16 protein-coding genes and 1 pseudogene are annotated in these 18,493 nt (G+C 65.8%); 8 read left to right on the top strand and 9 right to left on the bottom strand.

What is annotated here, in order from left to right:
• From ACOZHM_RS08415 to murJ, 5 genes and pseudogenes are all read right to left on the bottom strand, one after another.
• Nucleotides 1-379 (bottom strand): annotated as a pseudogene (locus ACOZHM_RS08415) (hypothetical protein); the annotation flags it as partial.
• A 53-nt stretch (nucleotides 380-432) separates the two neighbouring features.
• Entirely contained in the window at nucleotides 433-939 is a 507-nt protein-coding gene (lspA, locus tag ACOZHM_RS08410; RefSeq protein WP_421568817.1) for a signal peptidase II, read from the bottom strand.
• A complete protein-coding gene (gene ileS / locus ACOZHM_RS08405) occupies nucleotides 939-3,770 on the bottom strand; it encodes an isoleucine--tRNA ligase (RefSeq protein WP_421568816.1) in 2,832 nt (943 codons plus the stop codon). Before ileS ends, lspA begins: the two co-directional genes overlap by 1 nt.
• The gene (locus ACOZHM_RS08400) at nucleotides 3,767-4,714 is read right to left on the bottom strand and encodes a bifunctional riboflavin kinase/FAD synthetase (protein WP_421568814.1); all 948 of its coding nucleotides are present in this window, start codon (nucleotides 4,712-4,714) and stop codon (nucleotides 3,767-3,769) included. The genes ileS and ACOZHM_RS08400 overlap by 4 nt, the downstream gene beginning before the upstream one ends.
• A 133-nt stretch (nucleotides 4,715-4,847) precedes the next feature.
• A complete protein-coding gene (murJ, locus tag ACOZHM_RS08395; RefSeq protein WP_421568813.1) occupies nucleotides 4,848-6,452 on the bottom strand; it encodes a murein biosynthesis integral membrane protein MurJ in 1,605 nt (534 codons plus the stop codon).
• 116 nt (nucleotides 6,453-6,568) lie between these two features.
• On the opposite strand from murJ, the gene rpsT reads away from it, so the two are divergent.
• The gene (gene rpsT, locus ACOZHM_RS08390; protein WP_017354922.1) at nucleotides 6,569-6,838 is read left to right on the top strand and encodes a 30S ribosomal protein S20; all 270 of its coding nucleotides are present in this window, start codon (nucleotides 6,569-6,571) and stop codon (nucleotides 6,836-6,838) included.
• Between the two features lie 214 nt (nucleotides 6,839-7,052).
• Here the strand turns inward: rpsT and cgtA are convergent, their stop codons facing one another.
• The 3 genes from cgtA to rplU form a co-directional block, all read right to left on the bottom strand.
• The gene (cgtA, locus tag ACOZHM_RS08385; protein ID WP_421568812.1) at nucleotides 7,053-8,102 is read right to left on the bottom strand and encodes an Obg family GTPase CgtA; all 1,050 of its coding nucleotides are present in this window, start codon (nucleotides 8,100-8,102) and stop codon (nucleotides 7,053-7,055) included.
• Between the two features lie 143 nt (nucleotides 8,103-8,245).
• Nucleotides 8,246-8,506 carry a 50S ribosomal protein L27 gene (gene rpmA, locus ACOZHM_RS08380; protein ID WP_070209175.1) on the bottom strand — a complete coding sequence of 87 codons (261 nt, stop codon included), beginning with the start codon at nucleotides 8,504-8,506 and terminating at the stop codon, nucleotides 8,246-8,248.
• Between the two features lie 15 nt (nucleotides 8,507-8,521).
• Nucleotides 8,522-8,839, bottom strand: a complete 318-nt coding sequence (gene rplU, locus ACOZHM_RS08375) for a 50S ribosomal protein L21 (protein ID WP_019184518.1) — start codon at nucleotides 8,837-8,839, stop codon at nucleotides 8,522-8,524.
• A gap of 266 nt (nucleotides 8,840-9,105) precedes the next feature.
• On the opposite strand from rplU, the gene uvrA reads away from it, so the two are divergent.
• The 3 genes from uvrA (at nucleotide 9,106) to ACOZHM_RS08360 (ending at nucleotide 13,762) form a co-directional block, all read left to right on the top strand.
• Nucleotides 9,106-12,111: an excinuclease ABC subunit UvrA gene (uvrA, locus tag ACOZHM_RS08370; protein WP_421568811.1), complete on the top strand. Its 3,006-nt coding sequence runs from the start codon at nucleotides 9,106-9,108 to the stop codon at nucleotides 12,109-12,111.
• Nucleotides 12,111-12,518: an acyl-CoA thioesterase gene (locus ACOZHM_RS08365; RefSeq protein ID WP_421568810.1), complete on the top strand. Its 408-nt coding sequence runs from the start codon at nucleotides 12,111-12,113 to the stop codon at nucleotides 12,516-12,518. The genes uvrA and ACOZHM_RS08365 overlap by 1 nt, the downstream gene beginning before the upstream one ends.
• A gap of 242 nt (nucleotides 12,519-12,760) precedes the next feature.
• Nucleotides 12,761-13,762, top strand: coding sequence for an RHS repeat domain-containing protein (locus ACOZHM_RS08360; protein ID WP_421568809.1), 1,002 nt, complete (start codon nucleotides 12,761-12,763; stop codon nucleotides 13,760-13,762).
• A gap of 610 nt (nucleotides 13,763-14,372) precedes the next feature.
• On the opposite strand, the gene ACOZHM_RS08355 is transcribed toward ACOZHM_RS08360, so the two are convergent.
• Nucleotides 14,373-14,804, bottom strand: a complete 432-nt coding sequence (locus ACOZHM_RS08355; RefSeq protein ID WP_421568808.1) for a copper chaperone PCu(A)C — start codon at nucleotides 14,802-14,804, stop codon at nucleotides 14,373-14,375.
• 34 nt (nucleotides 14,805-14,838) lie between these two features.
• Between ACOZHM_RS08355 and ACOZHM_RS08350 the strand changes: the two genes are divergently transcribed.
• The 4 genes from ACOZHM_RS08350 (at nucleotide 14,839) to ACOZHM_RS08335 (ending at nucleotide 18,366) form a co-directional block, all read left to right on the top strand.
• On the top strand, nucleotides 14,839-15,633 hold the full coding sequence (locus tag ACOZHM_RS08350; RefSeq protein WP_421568807.1) for an enoyl-CoA hydratase/isomerase family protein: 795 nt from the start codon (nucleotides 14,839-14,841) through the stop codon (nucleotides 15,631-15,633).
• A gap of 30 nt (nucleotides 15,634-15,663) precedes the next feature.
• Nucleotides 15,664-16,572, top strand: coding sequence for an acyl-CoA thioesterase II (gene tesB, locus ACOZHM_RS08345; RefSeq protein WP_421568805.1), 909 nt, complete (start codon nucleotides 15,664-15,666; stop codon nucleotides 16,570-16,572).
• A 6-nt stretch (nucleotides 16,573-16,578) separates the two neighbouring features.
• The gene (locus ACOZHM_RS08340) at nucleotides 16,579-17,088 is read left to right on the top strand and encodes a putative signal transducing protein (protein WP_421568803.1); all 510 of its coding nucleotides are present in this window, start codon (nucleotides 16,579-16,581) and stop codon (nucleotides 17,086-17,088) included.
• Between the two features lie 63 nt (nucleotides 17,089-17,151).
• The gene (locus ACOZHM_RS08335) at nucleotides 17,152-18,366 is read left to right on the top strand and encodes an RNA polymerase sigma factor (RefSeq protein ID WP_421568802.1); all 1,215 of its coding nucleotides are present in this window, start codon (nucleotides 17,152-17,154) and stop codon (nucleotides 18,364-18,366) included.
• Nucleotides 18,367-18,493: the final 127 nt, after the last annotated feature.

Raw genomic sequence — 18,493 nt, 5'->3', positions numbered from 1 at the left:
GGGGGGGGGGCGCGGCGGCCCCGCGGCCCCGGGCGGGGGGGGGGGCCCCCCCCCCCCCCCCCACTTCCAGGTGCACCTTGGTCACCAGCGGGCAGGTCGCATCGAAGACCTTCAGACCGCGCCGCTCGGCTTCCTGTCGCACGGCCTGCGAAACGCCGTGGGCGCTGAAGATCACCGTGTTGTCGTCCGGCACTTCGTCGAGCTCTTCGACGAAGATCGCACCGCGGCGCTTGAGGTCATCGACCACGAAACGGTTGTGCACGACCTCGTGGCGCACGTAGATCGGCGCACCCAGGGTCTCGATCGCGCGCTTGACGATCTCGATCGCACGATCGACACCGGCACAGAAACCACGCGGATTGGCGAGCAACACATCCATCGGTCAGATACTCCGGCCGGCCGGGGCCGGTTGATACAGGGAACTGGAGGGAATTATCCCGCTTTTTTCTCGTTCTTGCCGTCGAACAGGCCAAACACCGCAATACCCACGGCACCGACCACGATCGCCGCATCGGCGATGTTGAACGAGGGCCAGTAGTGCTCGCCCACGTACCACTGGATGAAATCCACCACGTGGCCATGCACCTGGCGGTCGATGACGTTGCCGATGGCCCCGCCGATCACCAGGGCGTAAGGCGCGGCACTGCGCCAGTGGGCACGCGGGGTGCGCGACAGCCAGAAGGCCATCAGGCCGCTGATGCCCACCGCCAGGGCGGTGAAGAACCAAAGCTGCCAGCCGCCGGCATCGCTCAGGAAGCTGAACGCCGCACCGGTGTTGTAGGTGCGGAACCAGTTCCAGAAGCCCTCGATGACCACCACCGGCTGGTACTCGGGCAGGCTGGACAGCACCCAGGCCTTGCTCCACTGGTCCAGGCCGATGACGGCCGCCGACAGCAGCAGCCAGATCAGTGCATTGGGACGCGGACGCGCGGCGCTCATCAGAACCACTTCCGGTCTTCGCCGGCACCGTCGACGTTGCTCGCGCAACGACCGCACAGTTCCGGGTGGGCGGCCACGCTGCCGATGTCGGCACGGTAATGCCAGCAGCGCACGCACTTCTGCTTGGTGGTCGGCTGGGCGCTGACAAACACCTCATCGGTGGTCGCCGGGCGCACGCTGACATCGCCACTGATGAACAGGAAGCGCAGCTCCTCGGCCAGCGGCTGCCAGCGCGCGGCGGTCTCCTCGCTCGCGGCGACGGTGATCTCCGCTTCCAGCGCCGCACCGATCGCCCCGTTGGCGCGCATCGGCTCGAGCACCTTGGCCACCTGCTCGCGCAGGGCCAGCAGCTGGTCGAAGTCGGCCGCGTTCAAGGCGGCGTCGGCCGGCAGCGGCGCCAGGCCTTCGTACCAGGTCGCGAACAGCACGTTGTCCTTGCGCTCGCCCGGCAGGTAGCCCCACAGCTCGTCGGCGGTGAAGGTCAGGATCGGCGCGATCCAGCGGGTGAACGCTTCGGCGATGTGGTACATCGCGCTCTGCGCCGAACGGCGGCCACGCGAATCGGTCGGCATGGTGTACAGCCGGTCCTTGGTCACGTCCAGGTACAGCGAGCCGAGGTCCACGCTGCAGAAGTTCAGCAGCAGCTGCACGATTTCGGCCATGTTGTAGCCGGTGTACGCCGCCTTGATCTTCTCCTGCACTTCCCAGGCGCGATGCACGATCCAGCGGTCCAGCGCGACCATGTCGGCCGGGGCCACCAAGTGCTGGGCCGGATCGAATCCGTCCAGGTTGCCGAGCAGGAAGCGCGCGGTGTTGCGCAGGCGCCGGTAGGCGTCGGCGTTGCGCTTCAGGATTTCCTGCGACAGCGACATTTCGTTGCTGTAATCGGCCGAGGCGATCCACAGGCGCAGGATGTCCGCGCCCAGGGTCTTCATGATGTCCTGCGGCTCGATGCCGTTGCCCAGCGACTTGGACATCTTGCGGCCCTTCTCATCCACGGTGAAGCCGTGGGTGAGGCACTGCTTGTAGGGCGCATGCTTGTCGATGGCCACGCCGGTGAGCAGCGAGGACTGGAACCAGCCGCGGTGCTGGTCGGAACCTTCCAGATACAGGTCGGCCGGCTTGCCGAAGCCACGCTCCAGCAGCACGCCTTCGTGGGTGACGCCCGAGTCGAACCACACATCGAGGATGTCGGTGACCTTCTCGTAGTGCGCCGCTTCATCGCCCAGCAGTTCGGCCGCGTCCAGCGCGTACCAGACGTCGATGCCGCCTTCCTGCACGCGGTCGGCCACCTGCTGCATCAACTCGACGGTGCGCGGATGCGGCTCGCCGGTTTCGCGGTGAGTGAACAAGGCGATCGGCACGCCCCAGGTGCGCTGACGGCTGATGCACCAGTCCGGGCGACCGTCGACCATGCTGCCGATGCGCGCCTTGCCCCAGCTCGGGAACCAGCCGACGTTGTCGATGGCGGCCATCGCATCGCTGCGCAGGTTGGCCTTGTCCATCGAGATGAACCACTGCGGGGTGGCGCGGAACACCACCGGCGTCTTGTGGCGCCAGCAGTGCGGGTAGCTGTGCACGATTTCGACGAAGGCCAGCAGCGCACCGGAGTCGCGCAGCACGTCCACGATCAGCGGCTGCGCCTTCCACAGGTGCACGCCGGCCAGCACCACCTCGCCTGCCGGCGGGGTCGAGGGCAGGTACACGCCACGGCCGTCGACCGGGTTGATCTGGGCGGCGGTGTAATTCTCCATCAGCCCGTACTGCTGGCTGACGACGAAGTCTTCCTGGCCGTGGCCCGGGGCGGTATGTACCGCACCGGTGCCGTCTTCGTCGGAGACGTGGGCACCGTTGAGCAGCGGGATGTCGCGCTGCGGGTAGAACGGATGGGCCAGCAGCAGGTTTTCCAGTGCAGCACCGGCGGCATGGCCGTGGGCGACCACGTCTTCAACGCCATAGCGGCGCAGCGCGCGCTCGGCCAGGCTCGCGGCGATGACCAGCCAGCGGCGCTTGCCGGCATGCGCGGGGCCTTCGACCAGGGCGTACTGAATATCCGCGCCCAGCGACACCGCCAGCGAGGCCGGCAGCGTCCACGGGGTGGTGGTCCAGATCGGCACGGCGACCTCGACATCGGCCGGCAGGCTCACGCCGAAGCGCGCGGCCAGCTGCGCCGAATCGCGCGCCACGTAGGCCACGTCGATGGCCGGCGAGGTCTTGTCCTGGTATTCGATTTCCGCTTCGGCCAGGGCCGAGCCGCAATCGAAGCACCAGTGCACCGGCTTGGCGCCGCGCACGATGTGGCCGTTGGCGAAGATCTTGGACAGCGCGCGGATTTCATTGGCCTCGAAATCGAAGCTCAGCGTCTTGTACGGGTTGTCCCAATCGCCGGTCACGCCCAGGCGCTTGAAATCGCGGCGCTGCAGTTCGATCTGCTCTTCGGCGTATTCGCGGCACTTCTGGCGGAATTCGACGGCATCGAGCTTGACGCCGACCTTGCCCCACTTCTTTTCGACCGCGATCTCGATCGGCAGGCCGTGGCAATCCCAGCCCGGCACGTAGGGCGCATCGAAGCCGGCCAGGTAGCGCGACTTGACGATGATGTCCTTGAGGATCTTGTTGACCGCATGGCCCAGGTGGATCTGGCCATTGGCGTAGGGCGGGCCGTCGTGCAGCACGAACAGCGGGCGACCCTGCGCGTTTTCGCGCAGGCGGGCGTACAGGCCCTCGTCTTCCCAGCGCGACAGAATGCCCGGCTCGCGCTTGGGCAGGTCGCCGCGCATCGGGAATTCGGTTGCCGGCAGATGAAGGGTGGCTTTGTAGTCCTGGCTCACGCAGTGGCTCGCAATCTGTGTTCGGAAAGGATGTGACGCGCCTGATCGGCGTCACGGTGCATCTGGTCGGTCAATGCCGCCAGATCATGGAACTTCTCTTCATCGCGCAGCTTGGCGACGAATTCAACCTGGATATGCCGACCGTACAGGTCGCCCTGGAAATCGAACAGGTGGGCTTCCAGCAGCGGCTCCACGCCCTCCACCGTCGGCCGCGTGCCGAAGCTGGAGACCGACGGCCACGGCTGGTCGAACACGCCGTGCACCCAGGTGGCATAGATGCCCGACAGCGCCGGTGTCTTGGGGAAGCGCAGGTTGGCGGTGGGGAAACCGAGCGTACGGCCCAGCTGGCGACCGCGTACCACCCTGCCCCCGATCGCATACGGGCGGCCGAGCAGGTCGTTGGCATGGGTGAAATCGCCGGCCCGCAGCAGCTGGCGGATGCGGGTGCTGGAGATGCGCTCGCCGTGCAGGTCGACCGGCTCGATCTCGCCGGCGGTGAAGCCGCGCTCGGTACCCATCGCCTGCAGCAGGGCCAGGTCGCCCTTGCGGCGGTTGCCGAAGCAGAACTCCGGCCCGATCCAGACCTCGCGCGCGACCAACCGCTGCACCAGCAACTGCTCCACGAAGTCTTCGGCCTGCATCGCGGCCATGCGCGCGTCGAAGCGCAGCAGGCCGACCGCGTCCACGCCCAGCTCGCCAAGCATGGAAACCTTGTCGCGGGCCAGGGTCAGCCGCGGCGGCGGCTCGCCCTGGGCGAAGTACTCGCGCGGCAGCGGTTCGAACGCAACCGCCACGGCGGGCACGCCCAAGGCGCGGGCACGCGCGACCGCATGCCGCACCAGCGCACGATGGCCCAGATGAAGGCCGTCGAATGCGCCGATGCAGACCACGCTTCCGTGCGGGAACAAGCGCCCGCCTTCGATGCTTCTGAACAACCTGGTCATCTGATCGGAATCCGGCCCACCCGGGCCCATCTGTTGCAATGCATGACCGGCAAGTATAGCCGGGTGTCCGGGGCAGCCACGCAGGGCGTGGCTCTACCGGCATGGCCAGAGATGGTGATGGCGGGCCCTTGGATCAATGCTCGCGCAGATGGCGCGGGCGGAAGCCCATCGCGACCAGCGCCAGCAGGTAGGTCAGGCCGCCGCCGCCGACCAGCAGCGCGAGGTTGCCGATCCGGTGCCATTTGTCCATGTCGGTGAAGTCGGTCATCAACTGCAGCAGGCCCAACAGCACCGCCACCATCGCCGCGCAGGCCAGGCCCAGGCGGGTCACGTAGCCGGCCCAGCCCGGCTTGGGCTGGTACACATCCGTCTTGCCCAGCCAGTACCAGAGCAGGCCAAGATTCAGGTAGCTGGACAGCGCACTGGCGATACCCAGGGCCAGGTGCAGGCCGGGCTGCTTGCCCAGCGCGACCCAGATCCCCTGCGCCTTCAGCGCCTCGGGCACCATCACGTGGTACAGCACGGCCAGCAGCAGGAAGTTGAAGACCATGTTGGCCACCAGCGCGACCAGGCCGGCGCGGACCGGGGTGCGGGTGTCCTGGCGGGCGTAGAACGCCGGCAGCACCACCTTGAGCAGCGCGAAGGCCGGCAGGGCAAAGCTCAGGCCGTACACCGACAGCGCGGTCATGCGGGTATCGAACGCGGTGAACTGGCCATGCTGGAAGAGCGTGGCGATCAGCGGCTCGGCCAGCAGCATCAGGCCCAGCATCGCCGGCACGGCGATCAGCAGCGTGGTGCGCAGGCCCCAGTCCAGCGCACTGGAGAAACCGGTCTTGTCGGTACTGACATGGTGGCGGGCCAGCGCCGGCAGGATCACGGTGCCCAGCGCCACCCCGAACACGCCCAGCGGCAGCTCCAGGAAGCGGTCGGCCAGCGACAGCCAGGACTGCGAGCCGTCGGTGAGCTTGGCAGCGATCACGGTGTCCAGCAGCAGGTTGATCTGCGCCACCGAGGAGCCGAACAGGGTCGGCACCATCAGGGTCAGCACCTTGCGCACGCCGGGATGGGTCCAGCCCCAGCGCGGCAGGGTCAGCAGGTTGATGCCCTTCAACGAGGGCAGCTGGAACAGCAACTGCAGCACGCCAGCCGCCAGTACCGCCCAGCCCAGCGCCAGGATCTGCTTTTCTGGAGTGCCGCCCAGCCGCGGCGCCAGCCACAGCGCGCCGGCGATCATGCACAGATTGAGGATGACCGGGGTCAGCGCAGGCATCGCGAAGCGCTGGAAGCTGTTCAGCGCCCCGCCCGCCAGGGCGGTGAGCGAGACGAACAGCAGGAACGGGAAGGTCAGCCGGAACAGGTCCACCAGCAGGCCATGCTTGGCCGGGTCGGTGTCCACCCCGCTGGAGAACAGGGTGGCCAGCTGCGGGGCGAAGATCAGCGCCAGCGCCGTAACCAGCAGCAGCACGGCGCCCAAGGTGCCGGCCACCCGCGACATCAGCTCGCGCAGTTCTTCATGCGAGCGGGTCTCCTTCACCTCCGTGAACACCGGCACGAAGGCGGTCGCGAACGAGCCCTCGGCGAACAGGCGGCGCAGGAAGTTGGGGACCCGGAAGGCGACCCAGAAGGCGTCGGTCACCGCATTGGTGCCGAACGTGGTGGTGACGGCGAGGTCGCGGACCAGCCCCAGCACCCGTGAAATCATGGTCATGCTGCTGAAAGACAGCAGCCCGCGCAACATCCTTGGTGAACTCACCCGTGTTTCCTCTTGACAATTGACTTGACGTACATTTTTCGAGCCATCATACTTTCCAGCTTGCTGTTCCCATTACATCGATTTTTCAGGAAACCACCACTGTGGCCAATATCAAGTCCGCCAAGAAGCGCGCCAAGCAGACCGTCGTGCGCAACGCGCGCAATACGGCTCAGCGTTCGATGCTGCGCACCGCTGTCAAGAAGGTTATCAAGGCTCTCGACGCCAACGATGCCGCCGGCGCCGAGGCAGCCTTTGCCGTCGCCCAGCCGATCCTCGACCGTTTCAGCTCGCGTGGTCTGATCCACAAGAACAAGGCCGCTCGCCACAAGAGCCGCCTGACCGCGCGCATCAAGGCCCTCAAGGCCGCCTGATCCGTGAGGCCGCGCCCCGCGCGGCTTCGACCACGGTGAAGAAAAAAACCCGGCCTTGGTCGGGTTTTTTGCGTGCTTGAACAGCAGCCACGCATGGCGTGGCTCTACGGCCTGAAGCACGCCAGACAACGCGGTAGAGCCACGCCCTGCGTGGCTGGCAGCCCCACAGAAAAACCCGGCCGAAGCCGGGTTTTCCAGAGAAGCAACGTCGACGTCAGAGCGCGTTGCGCGCATCCGCTTCGTCTTCTTTCTGGCGGTCGAAGAACGCCATGATGTTGGTCATGATCGGCCAGGTGCCTTCACGGCCCAGCGCCGAGACCAGGTACCACGGCTGGGTCCAGCCCAGCTCGGCGATGATCTGCTCGGCCGCGGCCTTGGCCTCGTCCTCGAACATCAGGTCGGCCTTGTTCAGCACCAGCCAGCGCGGCTTGTCCAGCAGCTCCGGGTCGTGCTTGGCCAGCTCGCGCTCGATCGCACGGACCTGCTCGATCGGCGAGATTTCCACGCCACCTTCCATGGGGGAGATGTCCACCAGGTGCAGCAGCAGGCGGGTGCGCTGCAGGTGGCGCAGGAACTGCGCGCCCAGGCCGGCACCATCGGCCGCACCCTCGATCAGGCCGGGAATGTCGGCGATCACGAAGCTGCGGTAGTTCTCCACGCGCACCACGCCCAGATTGGGGTAGAGGGTGGTGAACGGGTAATCGGCCACCTTGGGGGTGGCAGCGGACACGGCGCGGATCAGGGTGCTCTTGCCGGCATTGGGGAAGCCCAGCAGGCCGACGTCAGCCAGCAGCTTCAGCTCCAGCTTGAGCAGGCGCTCCTCGCCCTCCTCGCCCGGCAGCGACTGGCGCGGCGAACGGTTGGTGGAGCTCTTGAAGTGCATGTTGCCCAGGCCGCCCTTGCCGCCCTTGGCCACCAGCAGGATGTCGCCGTGCTGGGTCAGGTCACCGATGACTTCGTCGGTGGCCACATTCATGACCACGGTGCCGATCGGCACAGTGATGACCAGGTCTTCGCCGCCCTTGCCGTAGGCCTGGCGGCCCATGCCGTTTTCGCCACGCTGCGCCTTGAAAATGCGCTCGTGGCGGAAATCGACCAGGGTATTGAGGTTTTCGTCGGCGCGGATGTACACGCTGCCGCCATTGCCGCCGTCGCCACCGTCCGGGCCGCCCAGCGGAATGAACTTCTCGCGACGGAAACCGACGCAGCCGTTACCGCCATTGCCAGCGGTGACCTGGATTTCTGCTTCGTCTACAAGTTTCATGATTCTGGATGCCAACTGGAGGCGGTGGGCAACGGATGCACCCGACCGCAGAGTCTAACGTGAAAAACAAAAACCCCGCCGAAGCGGGGCTTTCGTCAGCGGCCCCACGCCTAGGCGGGGGCGACGCCCGGTTGCCGCGAAGCTCAGGCTTCGGCGACGACGCTGACGGTACGACGCTTCTTCGGGCCCTTCACCGAGAACTCCACCTTGCCGTCGACGAGCGCGAACAGGGTGTGGTCACGGCCGAGGCCGACGCCGGCGCCCGGATGGAACTGGGTGCCGCGCTGACGCACGATGATGTTGCCGGCATCGATGGCCTGGCCACCGAAGATCTTGACGCCGAGGTACTTCGGGTTGGAGTCGCGACCGTTGCGCGATGAGCCTACGCCCTTCTTATGTGCCATGACTGCTTCTCCTTATTACTTGCTGCCACCGGCGATGCCGGTGATCTCGATTTCGGTGTAATACTGACGGTGACCCTGACGCTTCATGTGGTGCTTACGGCGACGGAACTTGATGATCCGGACCTTGTCGGCACGACCCTGGGACACGACCTTGGCAGTGACCGAAGCGCCGCTCAGCGCGTCGCCCAGCTTGATGCCATCGCTGTCACCCAGCATCAGGATGTTGTCGAACTTGATCTCGTTGCCAACTTCGACTTCGAGCTTTTCAACGCGGAGCGTTTCGCCCTGCGCCACGCGGTATTGCTTACCGCCGGTTACCAGTACTGCGTACATGACCAGACTTCCTCTGTAGTTATTGTGGTCTATGGACTGTTGCCATCGAGGGCAGACAGAAGCGGGATTTTAATGACTCACCCCACCCCGGGTCAACCCACCCCCTGCCCTGGGACGCCGTGACCTGAACCCCGTTCAGGTTCAGGCCGGCCGGGTCTCAATAGATGAGACACGGGGCTGGCAATGTCGCCGATTGCCCCCAAATCCCAAGCTCGGTAGGCTGACCGATTGCCGTCTCCGCTTGCCCCACTTTCAACGGATCCCCCATGGCGATGGATTTCATCCGCATCCGCGGCGCGCGGACGCACAACCTCAAGAACATCGATCTCGACCTGCCCCGCGACAAGCTCATTGTCATCACCGGCCTGTCCGGTTCGGGCAAGTCCTCGCTGGCCTTCGACACCATCTATGCCGAAGGCCAGCGCCGTTACGTGGAATCGCTGTCGGCCTATGCCCGCCAGTTCCTGAGCGTGATGGAGAAGCCGGACCTGGACCATATCGAGGGTCTGTCCCCGGCCATCTCGATCGAGCAGAAGTCGACCTCGCACAACCCGCGCTCGACCGTCGGCACGATCACCGAGATCTACGACTACCTGCGCCTGCTGTACGCCCGCGTCGGCAGCCCGCGCTGCCCGGACCACGGCTACCCGCTGGAAGCGCAGACGGTCAGCCAGATGGTCGACCACGTGCTCACCCTGGACCCGGAGCAGCGCTACATGCTGCTGGCCCCGGTGATCCGTGAGCGCAAGGGCGAGCATGCACAGGTGTTCGACCAGCTGCGCGCGCAGGGCTTCGTGCGTGTGCGGGTGGACGGTGCGCTGCATGAAATCGACGCGGTGCCGCCGCTGGCGCTGCGCCAGAAGCACACCATCGAGGCGGTGATCGACCGCTTCCGCCCGCGCGAAGACATCAAGCAGCGCCTGGCCGAAAGCTTCGAAACCGCGCTGAAGCTCGGCGACGGCATGGTCTCGGTGCAGTCGCTGGATGTCGAGGACGCGCCGGCCCACCTGTTCTCGTCCAAGTACAGCTGCCCGGTCTGCGATTACTCGCTGCCGGAGCTGGAACCGCGCCTGTTCTCGTTCAACTCGCCGGTCGGCGCCTGCCCGGGCTGCGACGGCCTGGGCATGGCCGAATTCTTCGATCCCTCGCGCGTGGTGGTGCACCCGGAGCTGTCGCTGTCGGCCGGTGCCGTGCGCGGCTGGGACCGCCGCAACGCGTACTACTTCCAGCTGATCGCCTCGCTGGCCAAGCACTACAAGTTCGACGTGGACGCGCCGTGGCAGAGCCTGGCCGACGACGTGCGCCAGGCGGTGCTCTACGGCAGCGGCGATGAGACCATCACCTTTACCTACTTCACCGAAGCCGGCGGGCGCACCCAGCGCAAGCATCGCTTCGAGGGGATCATTCCCAACCTCGAGCGCCGCTACAAGGAAACCGAATCGGCGGCGGTGCGCGAAGAGCTGGCCAAGTACATCAGCGAGCGCAACTGCCCCGAGTGCCAGGGCCAGCGCCTGAACCGCGCCGCGCGCAACGTGTTCGTGGCCGACCGCGCCCTGCCGGAACTGGTGGTGCTGCCGATCGACGAGGCGCTGAAGTTCTTCAGCGGCATGAGTCTGCCCGGCTGGCGCGGCGAGATTGCCGGCAAGATCGTCAAGGAGATCGGCGAGCGCCTCGGCTTCCTGGTCGACGTGGGCCTGGATTACCTCACCCTGGAGCGCAAGGCCGACACGCTGTCCGGCGGCGAAGCGCAGCGCATCCGTCTGGCCAGCCAGATCGGTGCGGGCCTGGTCGGCGTGATGTACGTGCTCGACGAGCCGTCCATCGGCCTGCACCAGCGCGACAACGAGCGCCTGCTGGGTACCCTCACCCGCCTGCGCGACCTGGGCAACACGGTGATCGTGGTCGAGCATGACGAAGACGCGATCCGTCTGGCCGATTACGTGCTGGACATCGGTCCGGGCGCGGGCGTGCATGGCGGCGAGATCGTCGGCCAGGGCACCCTGCAGGACATCCTGGACGCGCCGCGTTCGCTCACCGGCCAGTACCTGTCGGGCAAGCGTTCGATCGAGATTCCCGCGCGCCGGCACAAGCCCAACCCGAAGATGACGCTGCACCTGCGCGGTGCCAGCGGCAACAACCTCAAGGGCGTGGACCTGGACATTCCGTCGGGCCTGCTGACCTGCATCACCGGCGTGTCCGGTTCGGGCAAGTCGACCCTGATCAACGACACCCTGTTCTCACTGGCTGCCAACGAGATCAACGGCTCCTCGCACCCGATCGCGCCGTACAAGGAGGTCGAAGGGCTGGACCTGTTCGACAAGGTGGTGGACATCGACCAGTCGCCGATCGGCCGCACCCCGCGCTCGAACCCGGCCACCTACACCGGCCTGTTCACCCCGCTGCGCGAGCTGTACGCGCAGGTCCCGGAAGCCCGCGCGCGCGGTTATTCGCCAGGCCGTTTCAGCTTCAACGTGCGTGGCGGCCGCTGCGAGGCGTGCCAGGGCGATGGCCTGATCAAGGTGGAAATGCACTTCCTGCCGGACGTGTACGTGCCCTGCGATGTGTGCCACGGCAAGCGCTACAACCGCGAAACGCTGGAGATCCTGTACAAGGGCTACAACATCAACGACGTGCTGCAGATGACCGTCGAAGATGCACTGAAGCTGTTCGAACCGGTGCCGAGCATCGCGCGCAAGCTGGAAACGCTGGTGGACGTCGGCCTGAGCTACATCAAGCTGGGCCAGAGCGCGACCACGCTGTCCGGCGGTGAGGCACAGCGCGTGAAGCTGTCCAAGGAACTGTCGCGCCGCGATACCGGGCGCACGCTGTACATCCTGGACGAGCCGACCACCGGCCTGCACTTCCACGACATCGAGGCGCTGCTCGGCGTGCTGCACAAGCTGCGCGACGAGGGCAACACGGTGGTGGTGATCGAGCACAACCTGGACGTGATCAAGACCGCGGACTGGATCGTGGACCTGGGCCCGGAAGGCGGCCATCGCGGCGGCACCATCCTGGTCACCGGCACGCCGGAAGACGTGGCGGCCTGCCCGACCTCGTACACCGGCCAGTTCCTGGCCAAGATGCTGCCATCGGTCAGCGCCCGCCCGGAACGCCCGGCGGCGGTGGCCAACAAGCCCGATGCCCGTCCGCCGCGCAAGGCCAAGCCGGAGAAGCCGGCCAAGGTCGCCAAGAAGGCGGTCGCCGCCAAGCGCGCCACCACCCCCAGCAAGACCAGCCCTGCCAAGACCACGAAGGCGAAGAAGAAGTAATGAGCACCGAACACAAGATCCTGGCCCGCGTACCGATCAGCGTGCGCTGGCGCGACATGGACAGCATGGGCCACGTCAACAACGCCAAGTACATTTCCTACTTTGAAGAGGCGCGCGTGCGCTGGATGCTGGGCGTGGAAGGCGTGTCGATGACCGACCGCATCGCCCCGGTGGTCGCGGCCACCAACGTCAACTACCGCCTGCCGATCGTGTGGCCCAACGACATCGTGGTGGAGCTGTTCGTCGAGCGGCTGGGCAACAGCAGCGTGACCATCGGCCACCGCATCGTGGACGAGAAGAACGACAGTACCCTGTATTCGGACGGCAACGTGGTGGTGGTCTGGATGGACACCCAGACCGGCAAGAGCGCGCCGTTGCCGGACGCGATCCGCAGCGCGTCGAGCTGAACCCTGCGTGCCGCCGATGAGGCGGCCTGTTGAGTACTGGGCCTGGAAGCCGAAACCCCAAGTTGCCTACTCCTGGTCTGGCCCCGGCCGAAGCTTGCCTGCCCGGCCGGCTACCAGCGCCCCCCTTGGCTGAAAGTGCGGACGCCGCCCTGCGCCCCCCATGGAAACGCTGCCTTGGGCATGCGAGGCTCTTAAATCCCACTAAGCCCACACACAAGCCGAGCAACGCACACGGAGAGGCAATGAAACGCTCGCTCAAGCTGATTCCCTTCGTATTTATTTCGACTGTCGCACTTTCGCCTTACGAAGATTGTTTCGCGGATGAGGTCATGTATGTGCACACGGACGCGCTGGGATCGGTCGTTGCGATGACTGATGAATCGGGCAAGGTTGTCTCCCGAGGCCAGTACGAACCGTACGGAAACCCTGGCACCCCCTCTGCCGGACCCGGATATGCAGGCCACGTCCAGGATGCGGAAACCGGGCTGTCGTACATGCAGCAACGCTACTACGCGCCGGATCTTGGTCGATTTCTATCAGTCGATCCGATCGGCCCCGGCGGGTCGGGAGCCGCTCTTTTCAATCGCTATTACTACGCTGGAAACAACCCCTACAGATTCTACGATCCAGATGGTCGCTGCACTGGCTCAAGAATCACGAATGCGGACAATACTTGCACCTCCTCCGGAGAGTTCACTACCCAAGCCAGATCGGCCACATCTATAGGGGCCCGCTCTGTTTCGTCTGTGTTTTCTCACGCATCCGTCTCGTCACCCGATCCCGCAGCGGCTCCGAGCGCGACCGCGATGCCAACGCAAACCATGTCGGCGGCACGTCGTTTTCTTAAAACTTCGGTAGGAGGAGCCGTGGGTAGAGAATCAGTTCGTTCACAGCAGAAGATCAACTTGATTCAAATCTTGCCTCAGTCCGGATTTCTCCCTTCGTTCTCCGCAGGATTCGATGCTTCTCAGGGGGGGAACTACGTGTCGTACAGCCTGGACGTGGCGGGCTTTAAGCGAGGGCTAGGAAATCCACGTGAGTTGCGCGGAGTGGGGCTGGACACCTTGTTCGCCCACGAAATCGGACATACCCCGATCGGCGCCGCCGCCCTGGGATACAGCAATCTCCCATTCGACTCATCAAATGCTGGCGAGATCAACGCAGTCAGATACCTTGAGAATCCTTACAGGAAGGAGATAGGCCTTCCTGCCCGGCAAAGTTACACCGGCATCCCCATCCCTTGAGCGGCCCAACTCATGTTCATTTCCATATTGCTGGCCTTTGCATTGGGGCCTTCAAATCCTCCGCAGCCGCTTCCCGCGAGCGCTTTCGCCAACTCGTTCGATGTTCTCTTGAACCGAGGCCCCGCAGGACGGTTTGAGTCAGGCGGTTGCATGGAGCTTTCCATGCAACTTGATCAGAATGGACTGGGCCATCAAATAAAGGTAACTCACTCCTCCAAGTACTACTCAATTGATCGCGCGGTACTTGGGCAACTAAAGTCATATCATTTCAATGCTGCCGAGCTGCCGAAGGGTAAGACTTGGCGAGTCTTTTTCAGCTGGTCAATGGACGGGCGTGAAACGCGCTTGTCCAACCAATGCGTGGACCTGCGGTAACCCACCTCCTCCTTTCAAGTTCATTCCCTACCGTACGCGGCCATACCACGTGCGGCCCTATGGGAGCGACCCTACTGGAGAGGAAGCAGGGTAACAGTAACGGCCGCCGCATCATGACGACGCTTGGTAAAGTCGATTCCCGTACGACTGCACTGAAACCGCTCTACGTACGGCGAACAGATGATGTCTCCCCGAGGTCGACGCGGTTGACAGCATTGCCGGCCGTGGGCCGGCACTAACGGACCTGCAAGGTGACATCCACTTTGCGGCCGTTTTCCAGGCTTAAACGCAGTGGCACCTGCCCGCCCTTCGCGAGCGGCTTCTCCGGCTGCATCAACATCAGATGCAACCCGGCAGGCTTGAGCTCCGCCGTGGCACCCGGCGCGATCGGCAACCGCTCCACCGCACGCATGCGGCTGACGCCATCCACCAGCGTGGTTTCATGCAGGGAGACATCGCCGAAGGCTGTACTGGCGGCCGCTACGACGGTGACCGCGGTCTTGCAGCCGTTATGGATCTGCCCATATCCCGCCGCCATCGACACCCCCGGCGGCGGCAACCGCACCCAGCCTTCGCGCACCGTTACACAGGCCGGTTCGGCCGCTGCGGCCGATGCTGCGCCCGCACACAGGATCAACAGTACGCCAACGAATGGTTTGGTTATCATCGTCTCAGTTCCCTGCCCGCAATGAGATCGCAGCATGACGACCCTTATCGAGGTGATCAACCACGGCCCCATCCGCGAGCTGCGGCTGGCCCGCCCGCCGGTCAATGCGCTGGACACCGAGCTGTGCCGTCACCTGATCCACGAGATCAACCAGGCCATGTCCGATGACGTGCACGGCCTGGTGCTGTCCGGCAGCGAGCGCATCTTCAGCGCCGGCATGGACGTGCCGCACCTGCTCAGCCATGGCGAAGACCGGCACAAGCTGCTGGACAGCTGGCAGGCCTTCTTCGGTGCGGTACGCACCCTGGCCGAATGCCGCGTCCCGGTGGTGGCCGCGCTGACCGGCCACGCCCCCGCCGGCGGCTGCGTGCTGGCGCTGTGCTGCGACTACCGCATCCTGGCGCGCAGCCCGGACCCGAGCCAGCCGACCGTGATCGGCCTGAACGAAGTGCAGGTCGGGCTGGTGGCGCCGGAGGGCATCCAGCGCCTGATGCGCCGGGTGGTCGGCCATCACCGCGCCTCGCAGCTGCTGATCGGCGGCGAGATGGTCCCAGCCGAACGTGCGCTGGAGATCGGCCTGGTGGACGAGCTGGCCGCCCCGGCCGATGTGGTGCCGCGCGCGGTGGCCTGGCTGGGCCGGCTGCTGAAGCTGCCGCGCCAGCCGATGCTGCTCACCCGCGCCATTGCCCGCGAAGACCTGCATGACGCCCTGCACGCCGATCTGATCCGGCTCGATCGGTTCGTGGACGCCTGGTATGCGCCGGATGCGCAGCAGGCGCTGCACACGCTGGTGGCGCGGTTGGGGAAGGCCGGCCCGCGCCCGCTATAATTGCGTTTCGCAGACTGCCAGGCTATTTCCTTGTCCCAGCCGCAAGAACCCGTCGTTTCCGAGCTGATCGACCTGCTCACGCTCGAGCGCCTGGAAGACAACCTGTTCCGGGGCCAGAGCCGCGACATCGGCACCAAGTACGTGTTCGGCGGCCAGGTGCTGGGCCAGGCGCTGTCCGCCGCCCAGGCCACGGTCGACAACGGCCGGCATGTGCATTCCCTGCACGCCTATTTCCTGCGCGCGGGCAACATTGACCACCCCATCGTCTACGACGTGGACCGTACCCGCGATGGCGGCAGCTTCTCCGTGCGCCGGGTCACTGCGATCCAGCACGGCAAGGTGATCTTCTTCTGCGCGGCCTCGTTCCAGCAGGCCGAGACCGGCGCCGAGCACCAGCACAAGATGCCGGAAGTGCCGCAGCCGGAAGACATCGAACCGAACCGCCCGCTGCCGCAGGCGGTGCTGGAACGCCTGCCGATCAAGGTGCAGCGCTGGCTCTCGCGCGGCGGTCCGTTCGAGTTCCGCCACGTCTACCCGCGCGACGAACTGCACCCGCCCAAGCGCCCGCCCTACCACCAGGTGTGGCTGCGCTTGAACGAGACCGTCGGCGACGCGCCCGAGCTGCACCAGGCGCTGCTGGCCTATGCCTCGGACTTCCATCTGCTGGGCACCGCGACCTTCCCGCACGGCATCAGCTACTACCAGCCGCACGTGCAGATGGCCTCGCTGGACCATGCCATCTGGTTCCACCGCCCGTTCCGCGCCGACGACTGGCTGCTGTATTCGCTGGACAGCCCCAGCGCGCAGGATTCGCGCGGGCTGGCGCGCGGCCAGTTCTTCACCCGCAACGGCATACTCGTTGCCAGCACCGCGCAGGAAGGCTTGATCCGCGTGGTGGATGACAGTGCCGCGGCCGCCGCCGTACCGGCCAAGGAATAAACAGACATGCGTCAGATCTTCAGCAGCCAGCGTGTGGAAACCGTCGAAGGCGTGGCCAAGTTGCTGCGCGACGCCGGCATCGACGTGCGCATCACCAACGGGCGTTCGTACCACAGCAAGCGCGGCAGCCAGTTCAGTTACCTGGACACCAGCAAGGCCACCACCCACCCCACCCTGTGGGTGGTGCATGCCGACGACCAGCCGCGTGCGCGCGAAATCCTGCGCGATGCGCGCCTGCTCGAAACCACCCGCCGCGACCACCCCACCGCCGAATTCGCGTTCCGCGACCAGGCCGCCGACGTCGCCCCAGCCCGCAACTGGGCCTGGCGCATCCGCATCGGCCTGCTGCTGGTCATCGCCGCCGTCGCCATGGTGGTGGTGATGCGCCACCGGGCTGCGCCCACGGCTGCGCCGGCACCGGTGCAACAGGCACAACCGCAGGCACCGGCAACCCAACCGGCGCCGGAAGAGGAAGAGGTCCGCGTACGGATCACCCCGGCGACGAAACAACCGTAATCCCGCCGGTCACATTCCCCGCCCCACCCCGTCATGATGTCATCACCGCCCGGGACCGACACCATGACCACGCTGCCGCTGACCGACACACTGGACCGCGAACTGCCTGCCGCCGCCGGCGGCTGCCAGCAGTCGTACGGCCGCATCGTGCTGGCGTGCCAGAACACCGTCACCGCTATCGCATTGGCCATCACCCGCGACGTGCAGGCCAGCGAAGACATCGCGCAGGAGGCCTTCATCAAGGCCTGGCAGCAGCTCAACCAGCTGCACAACCACGCCAGCTTCCTGCCCTGGCTGCGCCAGATCACCCGCAACCTGGCCCGCGACTGGCTGCGCGCCAACCGCGGCCGGCCGCTGTCCGGCGAGGCCGCCGAAATCGCCATCAGCATGGCCGCCGACCCGGGCCCCAGCGCACCGGAATACCTGCAGCGCGCCGAGGAGGAACTGGCCGCCGAGGAAATCATCTCGGCCCTGCCCGAAGACAGCCGCGAGACCCTGCTGCTGTACTACCGCGAAGGCCAGAGCTCGCAGCAGGTGGCCAACCTGCTGGGACTGAGCGACGCCGCCGTGCGCAAGCGCCTGTCGCGTGCACGGGCCAGCGTGCGCGAAGAAATGCTGCGCCGCTTCGGCGATTTCGCACGTGGCACGGCGCCAAGCGCCGCGTTCGCCACCGCGGTCGTTTCAATGGTGTTGGTGGCGGCACCGGGGACGGCCAGCGCCGCCATCCTGCTGGGCACCAGCGTCGGCGTGGGCAGCGGCAAGCTCGGCCTGGGCGGTGCCAGCCTGTCCGGCGGTGCCGCAATGGGTTCGCTCGGTGCGGCCGCCAGCCAGAGTCACCTGATCGGCACGCACTTCAGCTGGAGCATCGCCATCGGCGCCATGGCGGGTGGCGTCATCGGCAGCTACCTCGGCGGCCGCTACCTGCTCTGCTACACCGAAACGCCTGCCGAGCGCGCCGCCGTGCATCGCTTCGTGCACTACAGCACCTTCACCGCCATGCTGGTCTGCCTGGCCGTGCTCGCGCTGACGACCCTGCAGGCCCCGATTTACTGGTCGCTCACTGTGATGGTGCTCGGCACCGCCCTCGTGAACTACCAGTGCCTGGTGCCGCTGCAGCGGATCATGGCGCCGATGATCGCGCGCGATGCCGCACGCAAGGGACGCACCGGGCCAAGCTGGGTCTACCAGTCGATGTATGGAAGGCCCGCATTGGTGGTGACCAATCTGGTGATCGTCGGCATTGTGCTGGCCATGGCCCGCGAGCGCGGGTTGATCTGAGCAAGAAAAGAGGGCCCGGCGCAGAACCGCGCGCCCAAGGTGTTTTTATTGGTTAATAAAGCCGGCGGGGGGGCCCCCCCCCAAAAAGAAGGGAGAAAAAGGCCGGAACGAGGCCGGAACCAAACCC

It is taken from the genome of Stenotrophomonas sp. PD6 (assembly GCF_049199305.1).
In the GTDB taxonomy this organism is placed as follows: Bacteria; Pseudomonadota; Gammaproteobacteria; order Xanthomonadales; family Xanthomonadaceae; genus Stenotrophomonas.
This window is presented reverse-complemented; position numbering and strand designations above follow the sequence as displayed.